Here is a 17,995-nt window from a genome sequence, read left to right on the forward strand (position 1 = left end):
AAAGATTGCAAAAACAATGAAATGTTATATTATAACACTATTCGAAATTGCTGAATTTGAGCTTGGGTCATGTCCTTTTCTAAGAATCTAATAACACTCTCAATTTTTGCTGTAGTTGCGCCTACGGTATTTGCTGAACAGTCATCTTCTTCTATTCCTGTACAAACCATGGATACCATTCAGGTACAAGCTCATCCACTGGTACAGACTGCGGCAGATTTTGCAGTTGCTGATCTGATGGTGGACCAGAAAGCCTTATCTGAACGTGCGACAACTATTGGTGATGCGCTGGCAGATGAACTTGGGGTGTATTCAAATCAGTATGGGACCGGAGCGAGCCGTCCTGTAATTCGAGGCCAGGATGGTCCACGTGTCAAAGTTTTGCAGCATGCCTCCGAAACGGCTGATGTATCTACTCTATCTCCTGACCATGCAGTGACAGTCGATCCGATTCTAGCCAAACAGGTCGAAGTTATTCGCGGCCCATCAACTTTGCTTTATAGCGCGGGAACCGTCGGTGGTCTGGTCAATGTCACTGACCAGAAAATCCCAACCCAAATGCCGGAAGATGGTCTGGAAGGGACTGCTGGACTACGTTACAACTCGGGCAGTGATGAAAAACTGGCAAGTGCAGGCGTGACTGCTGCAGTCGGTGAAAATTTTGCCCTGCGTGTAGAAGGCACTAAACACAAAGCCAATGACTATATTGCGCCTGATTATGTAGTAGAAGAACCTCATGGCGATCATTCACATTTTCACAAAGAACGTCGTGTAGGTAATACCTTTGCTGAAGGCCAGACCGTGAATATTGGTGGATCATGGATTCATGATCGTGGTTTCGTTGGCCTGTCTTATAGCAACCGTCAGGATGAATATGGCTTGCCGGGGCATAGTCATGAATATCATGGCTGTGTATTGCATGGTGATCATTTCCATGGCTGTCCAGAGCTGGGTGCTACCGCAGAGCATGAAGAAGAGCATGGCGGACCATGGGTAGATCTGAAATCTGAACGTTATGAAGTACGTACTGAACTGGAACAGCCTTTTGCTGGTTTTGACAAGTTACGTGCCCATGCCAGCTTTACCGATTATGAGCATGATGAGCTGGAAGAAAATGAAGTGATTAGTAATTTCAAAAGCAAAGGCTACGATGGCCGTTTAGAGCTGGTGCATGTTCCGGTTGCTGGTTGGGAAGGGGTAATTGGCACCCAATATAGCCAGCAGAAAATCAATCTGGCTGCTACAGAACATGATCATCATGAAGATGGTGACGAGGATGATGAAGAACATCATGTTCATGGTTCAAGCGTAGTCATGCCAGATACCAAAACTGAAAAATACAGTCTGTTTGCTTTAGAGCATAAACAACTCGGTGATGTGCATGTCGAACTGGGTGCACGTGTTGATCATCAAAAAGTACAAGTTGAATCTGAACAGAAAAATTATTCAGGCACAGGTATCTCTGCTTCTGCCGCTGCGAATTGGGAATTTGCCCCGAACTATAAGTTATCCATTGTAGGTTCACATCAGCAACGTTTACCACTGGCGCAAGAGTTGTATGCCAATGGCCTGCATTTTGCCACCAATACCTATGAAGTCGGTAATCCTGATCTGGATAAAGAAAGCTCGAATAACCTGGAACTGGGTTTCGAATATGAAGGTGCTAAGCTGGATTATCATGCACATATTTACCATAACTGGTTTGATAACTATATCTACGGTGCGACAACCGCCAGAAATGGAAATTTGCGTGGGGTAGAATATACTCAAGATAAAGCTCGTTTCTATGGGGCTGAAGCGGAAGCTACTTATGCATTAAATGACACATACAAGCTAGGTGTATTCGGTGATTACGTGCGCGGCAAAATTGAGGGTGAAAATGCACCCCGTATTCCAGCAGGCCGCTTAGGGACCAAGGTTGAAGCAGACTTTGCCGATGGCTGGTCAGGAATGGCAGAGTATTATCATGTCTTTAATCAGGACAAAACGGCCAGTTATGAAGAAGACACCCAAGGCTACAACATGGTCAATGTCGGTCTAAGCTATGCCAATAGCATTGCTAATAAAAATGCCTATCGGGTTTATTTTAAAGCCAATAATCTGCTCGATGATCAGGTCTATTCGCATAGCTCATTCCTGTCGAATATTCCGCAAGTCGGACGTAATTTTACAGTCGGCGTACAATATGATTTCTAGGATTCAGATGAAATAACTGACCGAATCCAAGTACTGTCACTGAAATAGACTTGAAAAATCATCAGATTAAACCTAGCCTGAGTATATTGGGTTAGGTTTTTTTTTATGCGTATCTTTCAACGAATTCACAATAAACTGAACTGGTCAAACCGCCGTTATGCGGCCTTGATCATTGGTGTGCTGATGGCCAGTTATCTGGCTTCAGCAATTTATCATACTTATAAACCCTTACCTGAAGGGCTGAATTACACGGGTAAGCTGCGCCATGCACAGGTGAAATTTCTGGTCGATCAGACTTATCTAGATACACAGGGCAAGCAGCAACTGGATCATCAGATTTTTAATGAAATGCTGAAAATGGTTGAGGAAGCAAAATCCCTGATCGTGCTGGATATGTTTCTGTTTAATCAGCAGACCGGTGCCTCTAAACAGGAACATCAGGCACTCAGCAAACAGCTCACAGAGGCCTTACTTAACAAGCGATTAATGCAGCCTGAAGTGGAAATCAAATTTATTACCGATCCGATTAATTCTGTCTACGGTGGAATTACAGCACAGCATTATCGTGAACTGCGTCAGGCGGGAGTAGATGTAATCGAAACCAATCTGACACCGCTGCGTGCTTCTAATCCAAGCTGGTCAGGTTTCTGGTATCTGTGCTGTCAGGGGATTGGCAATAATCCGGAAAAAGGCTGGTTGCCGAATCCATTTGGTCCAGAAAAAGTGACCTTACGCAGTTATTTCGACCTGTTTAATTTCAAAGCCAATCATCGTAAAACACTGGTCGTGGATACAGATCAGGGCTGGAAAGCACTGGTTACCTCAATGAACCCACATGATGGCAGTTCACGGCACTCCAATATTGGTCTACTGGTCTGGGGCAGAACAGCGATTGATATTCTTGCGACAGAACAGGCGGTCGGGATCATGTCTCAAGCCAATATGCCGGCTGTGATTGCAGGTGAGTTTGAAGCAGAAAAAAAACAGCCTCAAGTTCAGGTGCTAACTGAAAAAGCCATTTATGAGGGAGTTCTAAAGCTGCTTGAAACGGCGAAAGCAGATGAGCAGATTGATCTGGCCATGTTCTATCTGTCAGAACGTAAGATTGTGAAAGGGTTAATTGCAGCGCATGAGCGCGGAGTGAAACTTCGGGTTTTACTTGATCCAAATAAAGATGCATTTGGTCGTGAAAAAAATGGCATTCCTAACCGGCAGGTGGCTTCAGAACTGCATAAAGCTGGTATTCCGGTACGCTGGTGTAATACTCAAGGCGAGCAATGTCACAACAAAATTCTGATGAAATATGGTGCCCAGCAAGCTGAAATGATTTTGGGTTCAGCAAATTTCACGGCACGTAATCTGAAAAATTATAATCTGGAAACCAATTTGCGTGTGGTGGGACAGCCTCAGGCGGAAGTCTTTAGCGATGCGCAGCAGTATTTCAATACGGCCTGGTCTAATTTGAATGGCCGTTCCATGAGCGTAGACTATGCTCAATATGCTGAAGAGTCATTCTGGAAATACTGGTTATACCGTTTTATGGAATGGAGTGGTTGGTCGACGTTTTGATTTTAAATCCCTCCTAACCTCCCTTTAAAAAAGAGAGGAAAGTCCCTCTTTATCAAAGAGGGATTTAGGGAGATTTCTAGTATTAGCTTTTCGATTCTGGATTCGGCGGAACCAGTTGATCCAGTTCTTTATCTGTCAGCTCATCCAGTTCAGAAATATCAGTCTTAATTTTCCATTGTGCTTCATCATCCACCGGATTTGGTAAACGTGCTTCTAGCCAGTCACACACTACATCTGGTGGGAAGTCGGCATGATTACACTGAATGACCCAAGACAGGAAATCTTTAGCGACACCATTCATATAAGGCGGTGGAGAAACTGGCAGAAACTGAGTCGGCAGACGCTCATTTTTAGAAATATAGTTCAGGACATGACCCAGTTCCTGCACAGTTTGCCATGCTAAAGGATGATCAACATTGATCTGAAATTTAAACCACCAGGCCTGTTTACCATCTGAGCCATAGCTATCAATCAGTCCTTTTTGAACACTGGGTACCTTGCAAAAATATTCATATAAACGATCGAAATTTAAATCAGACACAGTATGCAACTCAAAGCATTAAAAAAGTGATATTAGCATACGCACTTCAGCGTTCATCACGCAAGCCTGTTAAAGTCATGGAATCAATTACAAAACTTTGCAGCAGCAGGGGATTTATCCATATTTTCTGCATGGATTTTGGTTAAAATATGGTCAGAAATCTTTGGAGGACGCACTTATGAAAAAATTAGCTTCAGGTGCATTGCTGGCTTCATTCCTGTTTGGTATTGCGGTGCCCGCTTGGGCGGATAATGCCTGGGTAGGCTATACTGGTGTTGATCGTTCTAAACCTCAACATCGTCCTCCATCACGTCCTCATTATGCACCGCAACCTCCTCATTCGCAGCGGCCTTACTATCCGCAACGTCCATCCCATGGCGGCTATTATTCTCCTGCACAGAGCCAAAGCGGGTTCAATATCCAGTATCAGGCACCGACCACGATTTACCAGAATTCCAATAGCTATAGTTGGGTTAATGGTGATCCAAATGTGGCCTACATTGAAAGTTCGAGATATACAGTGATTACTGACTGGCAGCGTTTGGGATTGCCGGCACCACCACGCGGAAGTCACTGGATTTATGAAAATGGTCGTTATGTGTTGATGAATAACCGTTAAAAGAAATTCCCTCTCTTGTTAGGAGGGGTGATTAATTACCCTCTTGCGAAGCAGTGCTTCTCACCTTTTGCAAAGGGGAACTTTTCTATGACTATGCCAACTCATCATCCTCAGGTCGTGGAGTTTTACCTTCTGGTAATGGCTTTTCGCTATGCTTGTCGCGAATAACGGATGGATAGGTCCAGGACGCATAACGGACCACCAGAATGGCAAAAGCCAAAATCAGAATCGAACCGGTAATAATAACCTGATCCATGCTGGCTTTGTGTGTATGCTGAATATCAGAAATCAGTAAACGGGTCAGGGCAGTAATCGCAATATAAATCAGGAACCGAACCGGCATATGATTGGTCTTGAAATAGATGCCGACCATGGCACCAAGTTCCAGATAGATAAACAGCAAAAGAATATCATCAATGGTGGCAAACTGTTTGACGGCCAAGATGTCAAATACGGTATGACCTGCGGACCAGATCACCATACAGCCAATAATAAACAGCGCAAGATAATGGAAACTTTCAACGGCAAGGTTGCCAAAACGGTCGAGGAGAGTTTCTATTCTTTTTACTTTAGACTCAGATTTACTCATGTTCTCCTCCAGATTTTTCATGTGAAATAACATATGAACAGGAAAGAACTAGCAAAGATCATGCACAAAAAGAGAAAAATAAAATAAAAGTGAAATTATTCGAACTTTTGCACTTTTTTTGCACTAACTTGTTATATTGTATGAGAACTACATTGAATAAATAGGAGAAAAAAATGTTGGACAAAATTCAAACAAAAATTAGTCAATTAGAAGCAGGAAAAAAATTAATCCTGGGCACGGGGATCAAGGCTGAAGAGATGCAGAAGGTACTTGAACTGTGTGAATCTTTAGAGTCGCAAGGGGGAATTAAAATAGTGAATAAGCATTTCAATCCTAAAATAACGACGCAACCAGATACGATCTTGATTGAAAAAGTATAGTGCATAAAAAGCCCTGCAGATGCAGGGCTTTTTATATGGATTCACGTCAAGATTAAGCTTGAGTCGTGAAGTAATCTTCAGAGAAATTCATCACTACTTCGCAACCAGCTTTCACTTTAGTGATACGCAGTGCAAGTTCAGGCAAGATGCGTTGCGTGAAGTAACGTGCAAGCGCAAGTTTGTTTTGGTAGAACTCGCCATCTTTGTCTTTTGCAGCATTGGCAATACGTGCAAACATATAAGAGAAGCTCAATAGGCCTACTGCGTGTAGGTAATCAACTGCTGCTGCATTCGGGAATTCTGCATTTTCGCCAGCAGCTTCAAGCACGAATTGAGTCAATGATTCGACTTCAGTAGCTGCATCTAAAGTTGCATCTTTAATGAAGTTCAGGTCTGCATCTAACTGGTTCGCAAAGTCACGGATTTCTTCGATGTATTCACCGATGTACGCACCGCCACATTTAATGGTTTTACGGCCGATTAAATCTTGTGACTGAACGCCATTGGTTCCTTCATAAATCTGTGAGATACGCAGGTCACGGATACATTGTTCCATACCCCATTCACGGATATAACCATGTCCACCAAAGACCATTTGTGCATCTAGGGTTGCCTGGAATGCAGTATCCGTCAGGTAAGCTTTCGCGATTGGTGTCAACAGTGCCACACGGTCATTGGCTTTTTTTACGGCTTCAGGATCAGTCGAGAACTTGGTGATATCCAGTTGCTGACCGACATACACCGCAAATGCACGAGATGCTTCGTTGTTCGCACGAACATTCAGCAACATACGACGTACATCACCATGTACTAAAATGCTGTCTGCCGGTTTAGCCGGTGATTGAGCACCAAGGGCACTACGACCCTGTAAACGATCTGTCGCATATTGCGCAGCATTTTGATAAGCAAATTCTGAGGCGCCTAGGCCCTGGATGCCCATAGACAGACGTTCGTAGTTCATCATCACGAACATGGCGGCCAGACCTTCATTTTCTTTGCCCACCAGGTAACCTTTGGCACCGTCAAAGTTCATTACACAAGTTGCAGAGGCCTTGATCCCCATTTTGTGTTCGATTGAACCAGGACCAACTGGATTACGTTCACCAATTGAACCATCTTCATTGACCAGGAACTTTGGTACAATGAACAGGGAAATACCGCGAGAGCCGGCAGGCGCATCAGGTGTTTTTGCCAGCACCAGGTGAATAATGTTTTCAGCAAGATCGTGGTCACCACCCGTGATAAAGATTTTGGTACCGGTAATGCTGTACGTACCATCTTCATTACGTTCAGCTTTGGTTTTGATAATACCCAGATCAGTACCGGCATGTGGCTCAGTTAAGCACATGGTGCCTGACCATTCGCCAGAGTAGATTTTAGGAAGGTAGGTTTCTTTTTGCTCTTGAGATGCATAGCTGTTTAAAGCCATACCTGCACCCACAGAAAGAAGCGGGTAGAGCATGAAAGATGGGTTAGTTGCAAACAGCATTTCATCAGAAAGTACGGTGAGCATTTTCGGCATTTCCTGGCCGCCCCATTCTGCATCTGCACCCAGACCGATCCAGCCGCCTTCAGCATATTGTTTGAATGCTTCTTTAAAGCCAGCTGGTGTGGTGACATTGCCATTTTCATATTTTGCGCCTTCTTCATCGCCGGTACGGTTCAGAGGAAGCATGACGTTTTGCGCAAACTTCGCCATTTCTTCAAGAATGGCTTCTGCTGTGGCAGTATCCAAGTGGGCAAGATTTTCATTGGCCTGCCAGAACTGTTCTGCATTGAAAACATCATTCAGGATGAATTTCATGTCAGCAAGTGGCGCGTTATAAATTGGCATAGTATGTCACCTGTTTTATTGTTTAATTGGATTGTTTTGGCTCAGTCTAAAGCATTAAAAATCTGAATGTTAGACGACTAAAGGTTAATTCTGTAACTCTTTATAAAGAAAAAGGACTGCCTGAAGATGGCCGTCCTTTTTCTTATTATGCATTTAAAACTGCATCAGCTTAGAATGCGAAATGTTCAGCATCTAAAGACATAAGCGGTTCTACACCAGTTGCAATCACGTCAACGTGTGAACGAACACGTGGCAGGATTTTCTTGAAGTAGAAGCGTGCAGTCGTCAATTTAGCATTGTAGAAGTCTGCATCAGTGGTACCTGCAGCAAGAGTCTCTTGAGCAACCAGTGCCATACGAGCCCACAGGTAAGCCAGTGTTACATAACCAGAGAAGTACAGGTAATCTACTGCAGCTGCACCCACTTCTTCAGGGTTTTGCATCGCACGCATACCAATCTGCATGGTCAGGTCACCCCATTCTTTGTTCAATGCCGCAAGCGGTTCAACAAATTCTTTCATTGCAGAATTGTCTTTGTTCGCTTCCGCAAATTTGTGGATGATCTTAGTGAAGTCTTTCAACATCGCACCTTGAGTACCCAGTACTTTACGGCCTAACAGATCCAGTGCTTGAATCTCAGTCGTACCTTCGTACAGGCAGGCAATACGTGTATCACGTACGATTTGTTCCATGCCATGCTCAGAGATAAAGCCGTGACCACCGAAGACTTGAACACCATGTTTCGCAGCTTCTGAACCAGTTTCAGTCAGGAATGCTTTTGCGATTGGAGTTAATAGCGACAGGATATTGTCAGCGAACTTGCGCTCTTCTTCAGAAGTACCTTGTTCAACCACATCAGCATATTGAGCCAACAGGTAAACCAGTGCACGACCACCTTCAGCAAATGCTTTTTGAGTTAACAGCATATTACGTACTGCTGGGTGAACGATAATCGGGTCTGCTTCTTTTTCAGGTGCTTTAGGGCCAGTTAAAGAACGCATTGCCAAACGGTCTTTGGCATAAGCTAACGCGCCTTGGAAAGAAGACTCAGATGCAGACAAACCTTGTACAGCAGTACCGATACGTGCAGTGTTCATGAAAGTGAACATGCAGTTCAGACCACGGTTTTCAGGTCCAATCAGGAAGCCTTTTGCGTTATCAAAGTTGATGACACACGTTGCATTACCATGGATCCCCATTTTGTGTTCGATCGAACCACAACGTACGCCATTACGTTCACCGATAGAACCGTCAGCATTCAGGTTGAACTTCGGTACGATGAACAGCGAAATACCTTTAGTACCTTTAGGTGCGCCCGGTAGACGAGCCAGCACGATATGGATGATGTTTTCAGCCATGTCATGTTCACCAGCAGAGATAAAGATCTTCTCGCCAGAGATTGCATAGCTGCCATCCGCTTGTGGCTCAGCTTTAGTACGGATAATACCCAGGTCAGAACCTGCATGAGATTCAGTTAGACACATGGTACCTGTCCAGACACCTGATACCAGGTTAGGCAGGTAAGCATCTTTTTGTTCTTGAGAACCATGGTGTTCTAAAGTACGTACCGCACCATGAGACAGGCCAGGGTACATGCCCCATGCCCAGTTCGCAGTACCGACCATTTCAGAAATGGTAATACCTAAAGAGTTCGGTAAGCCTTGACCGCCATATTGCTCTTCCGCAGAAAGAGAAGGGAAGCCTAGCTCGATGTATTTTTGGTACGCTTCTTTAAAGCCAGTCGGTGTTGTTACAACGCCGTCATTCCAGGTACAACCTTCACGGTCGCCTACTTGGTTTAGAGGAGATAATTCATTTTCACAGAAGTCAGCTGCAGCTTCTAGGTACTGATCAACCAACTCACGGCTTACGTTTTCTTGAAACGCAGGAAGTTTTGCGTAATGTTCTTCAGCATTTAATAATTCGTGTAGAACGAATTGCATGTCACGTAAGGGCGCTTTGTATTGTGGCATATCGGTTTCCTCAATACTGGTTTAGACCAGCGTTATCATCCTAAATTAATTGAAACGTGCCTTCAGTGACACGTATTGCTATGAATCTAATCGTGCAACATCTTGCCCAGCCATACAAGCTTTCAGGCGGCTTTCTTGGTGACTATAAAGTCAAAGATTAATCTGCACAGAACAGTAAACATATTGACTGCAAAGACTTTTGTAGAAATTAGCAGAACATGAATGGTCAAAAGAGGACTGAGGAGTCAGCTATAAAAAAAAGGCACCCGAAGGTGCCTGAATTTGAAGGAATAAGAAACGTAGAAGAAGATTAAGATGCAGCTTTAGTCATCTTAATGGGTGCATTCGGCTGGAAGTGCACGATACATTGACCATCAATAGTTTGAGTACCCGCTTTCACTTGAACGGCCTTGCCGTGGGTTTGACCTTTACAAGCGTTGGCAAACGCAGTTTGTAGAGCCTGACGTTCTGATAAACGCTGATCATACTGTTTAACCATTTCTGCACGTTGACTATCCGTTAATGCTTCTCCACGGTTCATACCACCTCGGAATTCATCACGCATTGGACGATGTTCACCGCGCATACTACGGAATTCACCACGTTGACCTGTGATGCCTTTATGGTCAGGTTTGAAAGAAATCTTGCATTGCCCATCAATGGTTTTATCACCCGCCTTGATTTGGACTGCACTACCTACAGCTTTACCGTCACAGGCCTGTTGAATCTGTTTATGCAATTGCATGCGTTCTGCACGAGCGGCTTTGAATTGTTCGCGTTGCTCTGGAGTGAGACGATGCTGTTTTTGACCTTCATGATGTTTCATCATACGAGAATGATCTTTCTGCTCATTCACGTTGCTCGTAGATTGACAGGCGGTCAATGCACCCATCGATAAAACACTGGCACTGATTAAGGCGATTTTTGTCATTGCTTTCATGTTTTTACCCCATTCAAGAGCTGATTCTTTTTGATGAGTAAAGATTAAATAATAAAGATGAAGAAACAATGGAGAGTTTTTTAAGTCTGTGTTCGCTACAATAATGAATATAGAGAAGAAAAACTGAGATTTTTACTTTGAAGATTCGCCGTATTCCGATTGCATTACGTCTGTTTTTGACTGTTTTATTGACCACCTTGGTAATTACCACGGTGAGTCTGGGCGTATTGCATCTGAATATGCAGCGCAACTTTACCCGCTATGTGGCGGATGTAGAAATGCAGAAGCTGGATCATGTAATCGAGAATCTGGCTGATGTCTATACGGTATATGAAGACTGGGGTAATGCCATTCAGGCGCAGATTCTGCAAATTGAAGGTGAAGCTGCACCGGATGATTATGACCGTTTATCGCGCTGGTGGTTGCGGCGTCAGTATGATATTGCCTTACAGCAGCGTTACTTTCATGAGCAGACCTTAGCCACTGTAGCGCCTTCAAGTATGGTCGAGCCAAATTTAACACCACGTTCAGTCAATGAAGAAGAATTACGTATTCTGGCATCTAACCTGCCTTCACAATTCCAGCCCTTTGAAGGTTTAAGATTTCCACTTAGCTCCAATCAGAACCTGTTTAGAACCGACCGTAAAGACAATAATGGCGGTCAACAGCCGGTTCAGCAGCCCACTGGCAAGAAGCAGTTTATTCAGATGCCAGACCGTCTGGGTCTGAGTTCACGCCTGTCACTCTATGATGCCAAACGTCGTTTTGTAGTAGGCGAAGCATCTGATGAGCAGATTTCCTATCGTCCAATTATGGTTGAAAACCAGGTGGTCGGTTATCTGGGCTTGAAACCGGTTTTAGACCAAGATGATGCTTTAAGTATTAATTTCTTTAGTAATCAGAAACGTTACCTATTTTTAGTTTATGGTTTAAGTATTCTAGCCAGTCTGATTGCTGCATTATTACTGGCAACTTATTTTAAAAAACCGATTCAGCGTTTGTTGAACGGTACGCGTGAATTGACTCGTGGTAATTATCAGCATCAGGTGAAAGTGAAACGTAATGATGAGCTGGGTGATCTGTCTAATGAGCTGAATCAACTGGCCGTGATTTTGGATCAGCATGAAACTTCACGCCGTCAGTGGGTAGCAGATACTTCACATGAATTGAAAACTCCGCTGGCAGTCTTGCAGGCACAGATTGAAGCGATGCAGGATGGAATCCGTAAACCGACACCAGAGCATTTTGCGTCGATGTTGGCACAGGTAACCAGCCTGAAAAAACTGACTCAGGATCTGGCAGCTCTAGCGCAGGCTGATGCCCAGCAATTACAGTTTTACTATGCAACTGTAAATCCATGGGAGGTGGTGCAGCAGGAATTAATGAACTTCCAGCCTAAATTTGAACAGGCTGATCTGAAAGTGACTATTGAAGGTGACGGTGCTGAAGTCGAGCTGGATCTGGACCGTTTCAAGCAGATTGTAGCTAACCTGCTTAGCAACAGTATCCGTTATACAGAAGCCGGTGGTCAGGTACATATCCATACCGAACAGAATGAGAAAGAATGGACTTTATATGTCGATGACAGCCCATTCGGTTTGACTGATGAGCAGCTGGCCCGCATTGGTGAGCGTTTCTATCGTGTTGATGATTCGCGTACCCGTGCCACCGGTGGGACAGGCTTGGGTCTGGCCTTATCTTGTAAAATTACTCAGGCTATGGGTGGTAGCTTAAGCTTTGCACATTCACCATTAGGTGGTTTACGATGCAAACTGAGCTTTCCTAAACAAATGAAACTATAAAGGAAAATATATTCATGAAACATATTATGCTGGTTGAAGACGAAGTCGAACTTGCCCTGTTGGTGCGAGATTATCTAGAGGCTGCTGGTTTTGAAGTCAGCGTGTTTCATGATGGGCAAGAAGCATATAACAGTTTTACCCAGCGTAAACCGAGCCTGATGATCCTGGACTTGATGGTGCCGCGTATGGATGGTCTGACCATTTGCCGTAAAGTACGTGAGCAATCAGACTTGCCGATCATTATGGTGACTGCGCGTACTGAAGAAATTGACCGTGTACTGGGCTTGAATATGGGCGCGGATGACTATATCTGCAAGCCATTTAGTCCAAAAGAACTGGTTGCCCGTGTGCAAGCCGTATTACGCCGTTTAGACCGTAAAGCTGAGCCGGAAAGCAATGATCTATTCCGTATGGATAAATCACAACAGCGTATCTGGTACCAGCAAAAAGCCTTGAACCTGACACCGACTGAATTCCGTTTGCTGGAGCTGTTCCTAGAACATGTCGGCCAGGTGTATTCACGTGCACAGCTACTTGATCATATCAATCCGGACAGTTTTGATGTGGCAGACCGTGTGATTGATAGTCATATCAAGAACCTGCGTCGCAAAATTTCAGATGCTGCAGAAACCGGAAATCGTCATGAATGGATTCAGGCCGTTTATGGTGTAGGGTATCGTTTTGAATATCCTGAAGACTGATATTCGAATTCGTTAAAGAAAAGCGGATAGACTTCTTGGTTTGTTCGCTTTTTTATTTCTGAAAATGATCAATATAAGAGAGCCAAAATAATGAAAATCATCATTCGGGATGAACGGCTAGAAGATATTCTAGCCATTGCTAAATTGACCCGAGCGGCTTTTCAAAATACTGACCATTCAAGTCATACTGAACAATTTATTGTCAATGCTTTGCGCACGCATGGGCAGTTAACGATTTCTCTAGTTGCACTTGAAAATAATCAGCTGGTTGGCCATGTGGCTATTTCACCTGTCACTATCTCTTCAGGTGAAACTGGCTGGTACGGTCTTGGCCCAATTTCGGTATTACCTGCAAAACAAGGACAGGGAATCGGCACTTTACTTATACGGGTAGCTTTAGATCGCCTGCAACAGTTGGGGGCTCAAGGATGTGTAGTGCTCGGTGATCCTCAATATTATGGTCGTTTCGGGTTTAAGGCTTTTCCAGAACTTTACCTCAAGGATGTTCCTCCAGAATATTTTCAAGTCATTGCATTTAATGGATCTATTCCACAGGGAGAAGTGGTCTACCATGAGGCGTTTAATGCGACACAATAATTCATCAAAAACGAGCTATTTCTATTTAGAAGTTATGGAGTTTTGAAATGTAAAATAGCTTTTAACTAGTATCTATTATGAAATCAATTATTTATATTTCTTTTTATCTGAGTAGATATAAAAAATAAAAGTTTAATAATTAATAACTTAAATTTATGTATTAGTTGATTAGTTGGATACCCGCTACAATTCGGTTTTTATTCATCATGAGAGCGTGTCTTGGAGAGTGAAACACCGCAACTACAGCGCCGTTTAAAGAACCGTCATATCCAGCTGATTGCTATGGGCGGGGCCATTGGAACCGGATTATTCTTGGGGTCCGCACAGATTATTCAGTCCGCAGGACCTTCCATTATTCTGGGCTATTTGATTGGTGGTTTGATTGCATTCCTGATTATGCGCCAGTTAGGTGAGATGATTGTGCATGAGCCTGTGACTGGTTCATTCAGTTATTTTGCATTTAAATACTGGGGTAAATTTCCAGGCTTTTTAACCGGCTGGAATTACTGGATTTTATATATTCTGGTCGCAATGACAGAGCTGACCGCCATTGGCAAATATATCAATTACTGGTGGCCACATATTCCAGCCTGGGTATCTGTACTCATTTTCTTTTTGGCGGTAACCCTTGCCAACCTAGCCAATGTCAAAATTTATGGTGAGTCTGAGTTCTGGCTATCGATGATTAAAGTCTTTGCCATCATTGCAATGATTATCTTTGGCATATATTTGCTCCTCACTGCTGATGCAACCTCAACTGCTTCGATCAGCAATTTATGGATTCATGGTGGATTTTTTCCGAATGGCTTTGATGGGCTGTTTTATATGCTCGCCTTTATGATGTTTGCCTTTGGCGGCATTGAGCTGATTAGTATGGCAGCGGCAGAAACCGAAAATCCTGACAAGAACATTCCACGTGCTGTAAATCAAACTGTGATTCGGGTATTTTTATTTTATATCTGCTCGCTTGCCGTATTACTTTCACTCGTACCATGGAATCAGCTGAATTTAGGCGATTTAGATCATAGTCCATTTGTAATGATTTTCAGCCAGATGGGGATTGAATGGGCTGCACATTTACTGAATTTCATTATTTTAACTGCTTCACTTTCAGTTTGTAATAGTGGCATGTATGCCAATAGCCGTATGTTGATGGGGCTGGCTCAACAAGGGAATGCACCGCAATTATTTAAGAGCGTGAATAAACATGATGTGCCTGTGGCAGCGGTATTGTTTTCGGCATTTCTGATCTTTGGCTGTGTGATCCTGAATTACTTTGTGCCTGAAAAAGCGTTGAGTTACCTGATTTATATTGTAGTAGCAGCTGCGGTATTGAACTGGATGATGATCAGTTTGATTCATTTGAAATTTAGACAAGCCATCAAACGAAAGGGGATTCAAACAAAATTTCCAGCAATCTTTGCGCCGTTTAGTAACTATTTTGTTTTAGCTTTTATGCTGATGATTTTATACATCATGTGGACACAAGGCTTTATGTTGTCAGTGTTAATGTTGCCGGTGTGGATTGCGGTGTTGTTTGGCGTGTTTAAGTTTCTGAATAAAAGGAATGCTTAAGCCTAAAATCTCCAATCAGAAGAAGCCCGACCAGAAATGATTGGGCTTTTTTCATATTGTCGCAATATCTAAAGCTTTTAGATGAGTTAAGGTTTATTTTGATCTTAGTGGCAGAATATACTGAATACAGTCTTTAAGGTCATTTCCCAATAAAGGAAAGATGGTCCAAGCACGAAGCAGTTGCTGTTTATGAAAACCTGTTTTTTCTAACACTTGTCTTGACGCTAAATGTTCAGTAGCACAAAAGGTTTCAATTCTATTGAGTTTTTTAGTTTGTTTTAAAAATTGGATCACTGAAGTCATCGCTTCACACATCAAACCTTGTCCCTGATAAGGAGTCCCAAGCCCGAAGTGAATTTCTCCAATGTCATGCCTTTGTATAAAGATCAAAATACCCATAGGTTGCTGGGTTAAATGATCTGCAATAATCCACATAAACTCAGGATCTGAGTTTTCCCACTTTTGTCCCGCCCAGTTTTCTAAAGTTTGTCGAGTTTGAGTTTGGTTCCGATGTGGATGTCTTTGCAAATATTTTGACGCTGCTAGATCGCTAAAATAGTTTTGAAATAAATTGATTTCATCACCACAGTGGTAGGAGCGAAGAATTAAACTCTTTGTCTTTAATGTTATTGGTTTGATCTTAGTCATCGGTGGTATCTGCACTTATTTTTCTAATGTTCGTAATAATTCAATTCGTACTTTTTCTGCTTTCTTTAATTTCGATATTACTAATTCATAAGAATTCTGTACTAGGTCCTCAATCAGAGGTTCATCCAATTCATTATTTTCATACACTGAAATCCAGTGCCGTTTATTCATATGCCAGCCTGCGTGGATATAAGAGTAAATATCTCGCAGCATAGTACCATGATCAGGCGCTACTTTTAAATTAATGACAGCTTTGCCTTGAAGATAAAACTGAAGCATAAAGACTTTATCTAGCACTTTGAATACATCACAACCTTCACCGAAAGGCTGAGTCACAGTGACTTCAGGTAAACTTATCGCTATCTGTGTTGAGATTTGATATAAGGTCATAAGTTATGAATAAACCGAAATAAAACTGTGGATAATGCTTAAATTATCCACAGTTTTTGGTCGTCTTATGAATAAATTAAGATGAACAACTCACCATGACTTCAGGCACATCACTCGGCAATGGTCCTAGATCTTCAGGGTGTTCCAGATCTGGCTGTTTTAAATAAGGCTGACTTAATAATTTAAACAGGCGATCGACTTCGGAAAAGTCATCCCGCTCAGCTAGTTCAATGGCTTTCTGTGCCATATGATTGCGCAGGATATAGTGTGAATTGACGAGTTGCATGGCGGCATCTAATTCTCCGGTATCCTGATGTTCGCGGATCGCTTCATATTGAGTCAGGAATGCTTCAAACTGACGGCGATCCAAACAATCATCCTTGATTGCTTCATATTCATGATTCTGCAGGCGAATAAAGCTTTGCGTATAGTCGAGTTGCTCGCTTTGTAAGATTCTGAGAAAAGCCATGGCGCAGTCAAAGCTGTCTTTGTGAAAACTCGGTAAGCCCATTTTCTGGTTTAGGCCATGCTTATAATGTTCCAGGAAGGTCGGTTCATAATGTTCCAGACATTGGGCCAGATCCTGTTTCCATTGTTCTTCATCATAGTTTTCAGGACATAATGGAATCAGGTTATTCAGCCACATCCACAAGTTCCAGTGGCCGATGCTTGGTTGCTGCTGATAAGTATAGCGACCCTGATAATCCGAGTGGTTATTAATCCAGTTGGGACGGAAACGCTCCATAAACCCATACGGGCCAAAGTCTAGCGTTGAACCGGTAATATTCAGGTTGTCGGTGTTCATGACACCATGCGCAAATCCGACCAGTTGCCATTTGGCAATCATCACTGCTGTGCGCTGAATCACTTGGGTAGCAAATGCCAGAATAGGCTGTTCTGCTTGCAGACATTGCGGGTAATGCCATTCCATACATTTTTGTGTGAATACAGGCAATAGGTCTGGCTGATACTGATTGATCCATTCAAAATGTCCAAACCGGATATGACAGTCAGACGTCCGTAATAGCATTGCACCCGGTTCCAGTTTTTCACGCTGTACACCTTGAGCGGAAGAGGTAAAACCAACCGCATTACTGGACTCTACACCTAGTGCATTTAAGGCGTGTCCGGCTAGGTATTCCCGAATCACCGAGCGTAACACTGCACGACCATCTCCCATACGTGAATAAGGCGTTGCACCAGCACCTTTTAAATGCAGATCAATGGTCTGATGATCTTTATCCAGAATCTGAGCGATCAATAAACCACGTCCATCACCCAGTTGTCCTGCCCATTGTCCAAACTGATGGCCAGCATAAACCATGGCCAAAGGTTCAAACTCGGCAAAGGTTTTTTGACCACTACAGATTTCGACCCATTGTGCTTTATCTTCCTCAGACCATTGCAGTTGATCAGCAAGCGCAGCATTAAAATGTCCCGCTTTAGCACCTTTTAAAGGCAGTGGAGGCTGATGATGATAAAGGCGAGGAGGGAGAGTCTGATATCGGGAATTAAAATACATGGCAGTTAAAATACTTAGGCAATAGAAGCAATATAACAAAGATCTCTGTTTAAAACTGTTGTAAAAGGAAAGTATAAGTAAGACGAGTAGAAATAAAAAAAGCCCCTGATTTCAGGAGCT

General features: G+C 43.1%; 16 protein-coding genes. 8 read left to right on the top strand and 8 right to left on the bottom strand.

Annotated features, from left to right (window positions below):
• Positions 1-69: 69 nt before the first annotated feature.
• Both znuD and FTV34_RS02385 read left to right on the top strand, forming a co-directional pair.
• Positions 70-2,196, top strand: a complete 2,127-nt coding sequence (znuD, locus tag FTV34_RS02380; protein WP_180068704.1) for a zinc piracy TonB-dependent receptor ZnuD — start codon at positions 70-72, stop codon at positions 2,194-2,196.
• A 105-nt stretch (positions 2,197-2,301) separates the two neighbouring features.
• Complete coding sequence (locus FTV34_RS02385) at positions 2,302-3,765, top strand: phospholipase D family protein (protein ID WP_159124088.1); 1,464 nt, start codon at positions 2,302-2,304, stop codon at positions 3,763-3,765.
• Positions 3,766-3,847: 82 nt separating this feature from the next.
• Here the strand turns inward: FTV34_RS02385 and FTV34_RS02390 are convergent, their stop codons facing one another.
• A complete protein-coding gene (locus FTV34_RS02390) occupies positions 3,848-4,306 on the bottom strand; it encodes a hypothetical protein (RefSeq protein ID WP_004782151.1) in 459 nt (152 codons plus the stop codon).
• Positions 4,307-4,484: 178 nt separating this feature from the next.
• Between FTV34_RS02390 and FTV34_RS02395 the strand changes: the two genes are divergently transcribed.
• Positions 4,485-4,925 carry an RcnB family protein gene (locus tag FTV34_RS02395; RefSeq protein ID WP_180068706.1) on the top strand — a complete coding sequence of 147 codons (441 nt, stop codon included), beginning with the start codon at positions 4,485-4,487 and terminating at the stop codon, positions 4,923-4,925.
• A 91-nt stretch (positions 4,926-5,016) separates the two neighbouring features.
• On the opposite strand, the gene FTV34_RS02400 is transcribed toward FTV34_RS02395, so the two are convergent.
• Complete coding sequence (locus FTV34_RS02400; RefSeq protein WP_159124143.1) at positions 5,017-5,514, bottom strand: phosphate-starvation-inducible protein PsiE; 498 nt, start codon at positions 5,512-5,514, stop codon at positions 5,017-5,019.
• Between the two features lie 173 nt (positions 5,515-5,687).
• Between FTV34_RS02400 and FTV34_RS02405 the strand changes: the two genes are divergently transcribed.
• Positions 5,688-5,894, top strand: a complete 207-nt coding sequence (locus tag FTV34_RS02405) for a hypothetical protein (protein ID WP_125279369.1) — start codon at positions 5,688-5,690, stop codon at positions 5,892-5,894.
• 52 nt (positions 5,895-5,946) lie between these two features.
• Here the strand turns inward: FTV34_RS02405 and FTV34_RS02410 are convergent, their stop codons facing one another.
• The 3 genes from FTV34_RS02410 to FTV34_RS02420 all read right to left on the bottom strand — a co-directional run bounded on the left by FTV34_RS02410 (position 5,947) and on the right by FTV34_RS02420 (position 10,640).
• Entirely contained in the window at positions 5,947-7,728 is a 1,782-nt protein-coding gene (locus FTV34_RS02410; protein ID WP_005232064.1) for an acyl-CoA dehydrogenase C-terminal domain-containing protein, read from the bottom strand.
• Positions 7,729-7,897: 169 nt separating this feature from the next.
• Positions 7,898-9,700 carry an acyl-CoA dehydrogenase C-terminal domain-containing protein gene (locus FTV34_RS02415; RefSeq protein WP_180068708.1) on the bottom strand — a complete coding sequence of 601 codons (1,803 nt, stop codon included), beginning with the start codon at positions 9,698-9,700 and terminating at the stop codon, positions 7,898-7,900.
• A gap of 310 nt (positions 9,701-10,010) precedes the next feature.
• Positions 10,011-10,640: a hypothetical protein gene (locus tag FTV34_RS02420; RefSeq protein ID WP_180068710.1), complete on the bottom strand. Its 630-nt coding sequence runs from the start codon at positions 10,638-10,640 to the stop codon at positions 10,011-10,013.
• Positions 10,641-10,777: 137 nt separating this feature from the next.
• Between FTV34_RS02420 and baeS the strand changes: the two genes are divergently transcribed.
• From baeS to FTV34_RS02440, 4 genes are all read left to right on the top strand, one after another.
• Positions 10,778-12,442 carry a sensor histidine kinase efflux regulator BaeS gene (gene baeS / locus FTV34_RS02425; RefSeq protein WP_180068712.1) on the top strand — a complete coding sequence of 555 codons (1,665 nt, stop codon included), beginning with the start codon at positions 10,778-10,780 and terminating at the stop codon, positions 12,440-12,442.
• Positions 12,443-12,456: 14 nt separating this feature from the next.
• On the top strand, positions 12,457-13,143 hold the full coding sequence (locus FTV34_RS02430; protein ID WP_034704234.1) for a response regulator: 687 nt from the start codon (positions 12,457-12,459) through the stop codon (positions 13,141-13,143).
• Between the two features lie 90 nt (positions 13,144-13,233).
• Positions 13,234-13,740 (top strand): GNAT family N-acetyltransferase, encoded by a 507-nt coding sequence (locus tag FTV34_RS02435; protein WP_180002338.1) that lies wholly within the window; start codon positions 13,234-13,236, stop codon positions 13,738-13,740.
• Positions 13,741-13,959: 219 nt separating this feature from the next.
• Positions 13,960-15,315 carry an amino acid permease gene (locus FTV34_RS02440; protein ID WP_180068714.1) on the top strand — a complete coding sequence of 452 codons (1,356 nt, stop codon included), beginning with the start codon at positions 13,960-13,962 and terminating at the stop codon, positions 15,313-15,315.
• Between the two features lie 93 nt (positions 15,316-15,408).
• Here FTV34_RS02440 and FTV34_RS02445 read toward each other — a convergent pair whose 3' ends face one another.
• From FTV34_RS02445 to FTV34_RS02455, 3 genes are all read right to left on the bottom strand, one after another.
• Positions 15,409-15,963: a GNAT family N-acetyltransferase gene (locus FTV34_RS02445; protein WP_180068716.1), complete on the bottom strand. Its 555-nt coding sequence runs from the start codon at positions 15,961-15,963 to the stop codon at positions 15,409-15,411.
• A gap of 15 nt (positions 15,964-15,978) precedes the next feature.
• Positions 15,979-16,353: an MmcQ/YjbR family DNA-binding protein gene (locus FTV34_RS02450; RefSeq protein WP_180068718.1), complete on the bottom strand. Its 375-nt coding sequence runs from the start codon at positions 16,351-16,353 to the stop codon at positions 15,979-15,981.
• A 76-nt stretch (positions 16,354-16,429) separates the two neighbouring features.
• On the bottom strand, positions 16,430-17,875 hold the full coding sequence (locus FTV34_RS02455; protein WP_180068720.1) for a YdiU family protein: 1,446 nt from the start codon (positions 17,873-17,875) through the stop codon (positions 16,430-16,432).
• Between the last annotated feature and the right edge of the window lie 120 nt (positions 17,876-17,995).

The organism is Acinetobacter sp. YH16038 (assembly GCF_013417275.1).
Lineage (GTDB): Bacteria > Pseudomonadota > Gammaproteobacteria > Pseudomonadales > Moraxellaceae > Acinetobacter.

What these genes read in the sequence shown, in the direction of transcription:
- FTV34_RS02415 (WP_180068708.1), bottom strand. Translation starts at nt 9,700, where the DNA reads ATGCCACAATACAAAGCGCCCTTACGTGACATGCAATTCGTTCTACAC.
- FTV34_RS02435 (WP_180002338.1), top strand. Translation starts at nt 13,234, where the DNA reads ATGAAAATCATCATTCGGGATGAACGGCTAGAAGATATTCTAGCCATT.
- FTV34_RS02450 (WP_180068718.1), bottom strand. Translation starts at nt 16,353, where the DNA reads ATGACCTTATATCAAATCTCAACACAGATAGCGATAAGTTTACCTGAA.
- FTV34_RS02395 (WP_180068706.1), top strand. Translation starts at nt 4,485, where the DNA reads ATGAAAAAATTAGCTTCAGGTGCATTGCTGGCTTCATTCCTGTTTGGT.
- FTV34_RS02400 (WP_159124143.1), bottom strand. Translation starts at nt 5,514, where the DNA reads ATGAGTAAATCTGAGTCTAAAGTAAAAAGAATAGAAACTCTCCTCGAC.
- FTV34_RS02430 (WP_034704234.1), top strand. Translation starts at nt 12,457, where the DNA reads ATGAAACATATTATGCTGGTTGAAGACGAAGTCGAACTTGCCCTGTTG.
- FTV34_RS02455 (WP_180068720.1), bottom strand. Translation starts at nt 17,875, where the DNA reads ATGTATTTTAATTCCCGATATCAGACTCTCCCTCCTCGCCTTTATCAT.
- znuD (WP_180068704.1), top strand. Translation starts at nt 70, where the DNA reads ATGTCCTTTTCTAAGAATCTAATAACACTCTCAATTTTTGCTGTAGTT.
- FTV34_RS02410 (WP_005232064.1), bottom strand. Translation starts at nt 7,728, where the DNA reads ATGCCAATTTATAACGCGCCACTTGCTGACATGAAATTCATCCTGAAT.
- FTV34_RS02420 (WP_180068710.1), bottom strand. Translation starts at nt 10,640, where the DNA reads ATGAAAGCAATGACAAAAATCGCCTTAATCAGTGCCAGTGTTTTATCG.
- FTV34_RS02445 (WP_180068716.1), bottom strand. Translation starts at nt 15,963, where the DNA reads ATGACTAAGATCAAACCAATAACATTAAAGACAAAGAGTTTAATTCTT.
- FTV34_RS02385 (WP_159124088.1), top strand. Translation starts at nt 2,302, where the DNA reads ATGCGTATCTTTCAACGAATTCACAATAAACTGAACTGGTCAAACCGC.
- FTV34_RS02405 (WP_125279369.1), top strand. Translation starts at nt 5,688, where the DNA reads ATGTTGGACAAAATTCAAACAAAAATTAGTCAATTAGAAGCAGGAAAA.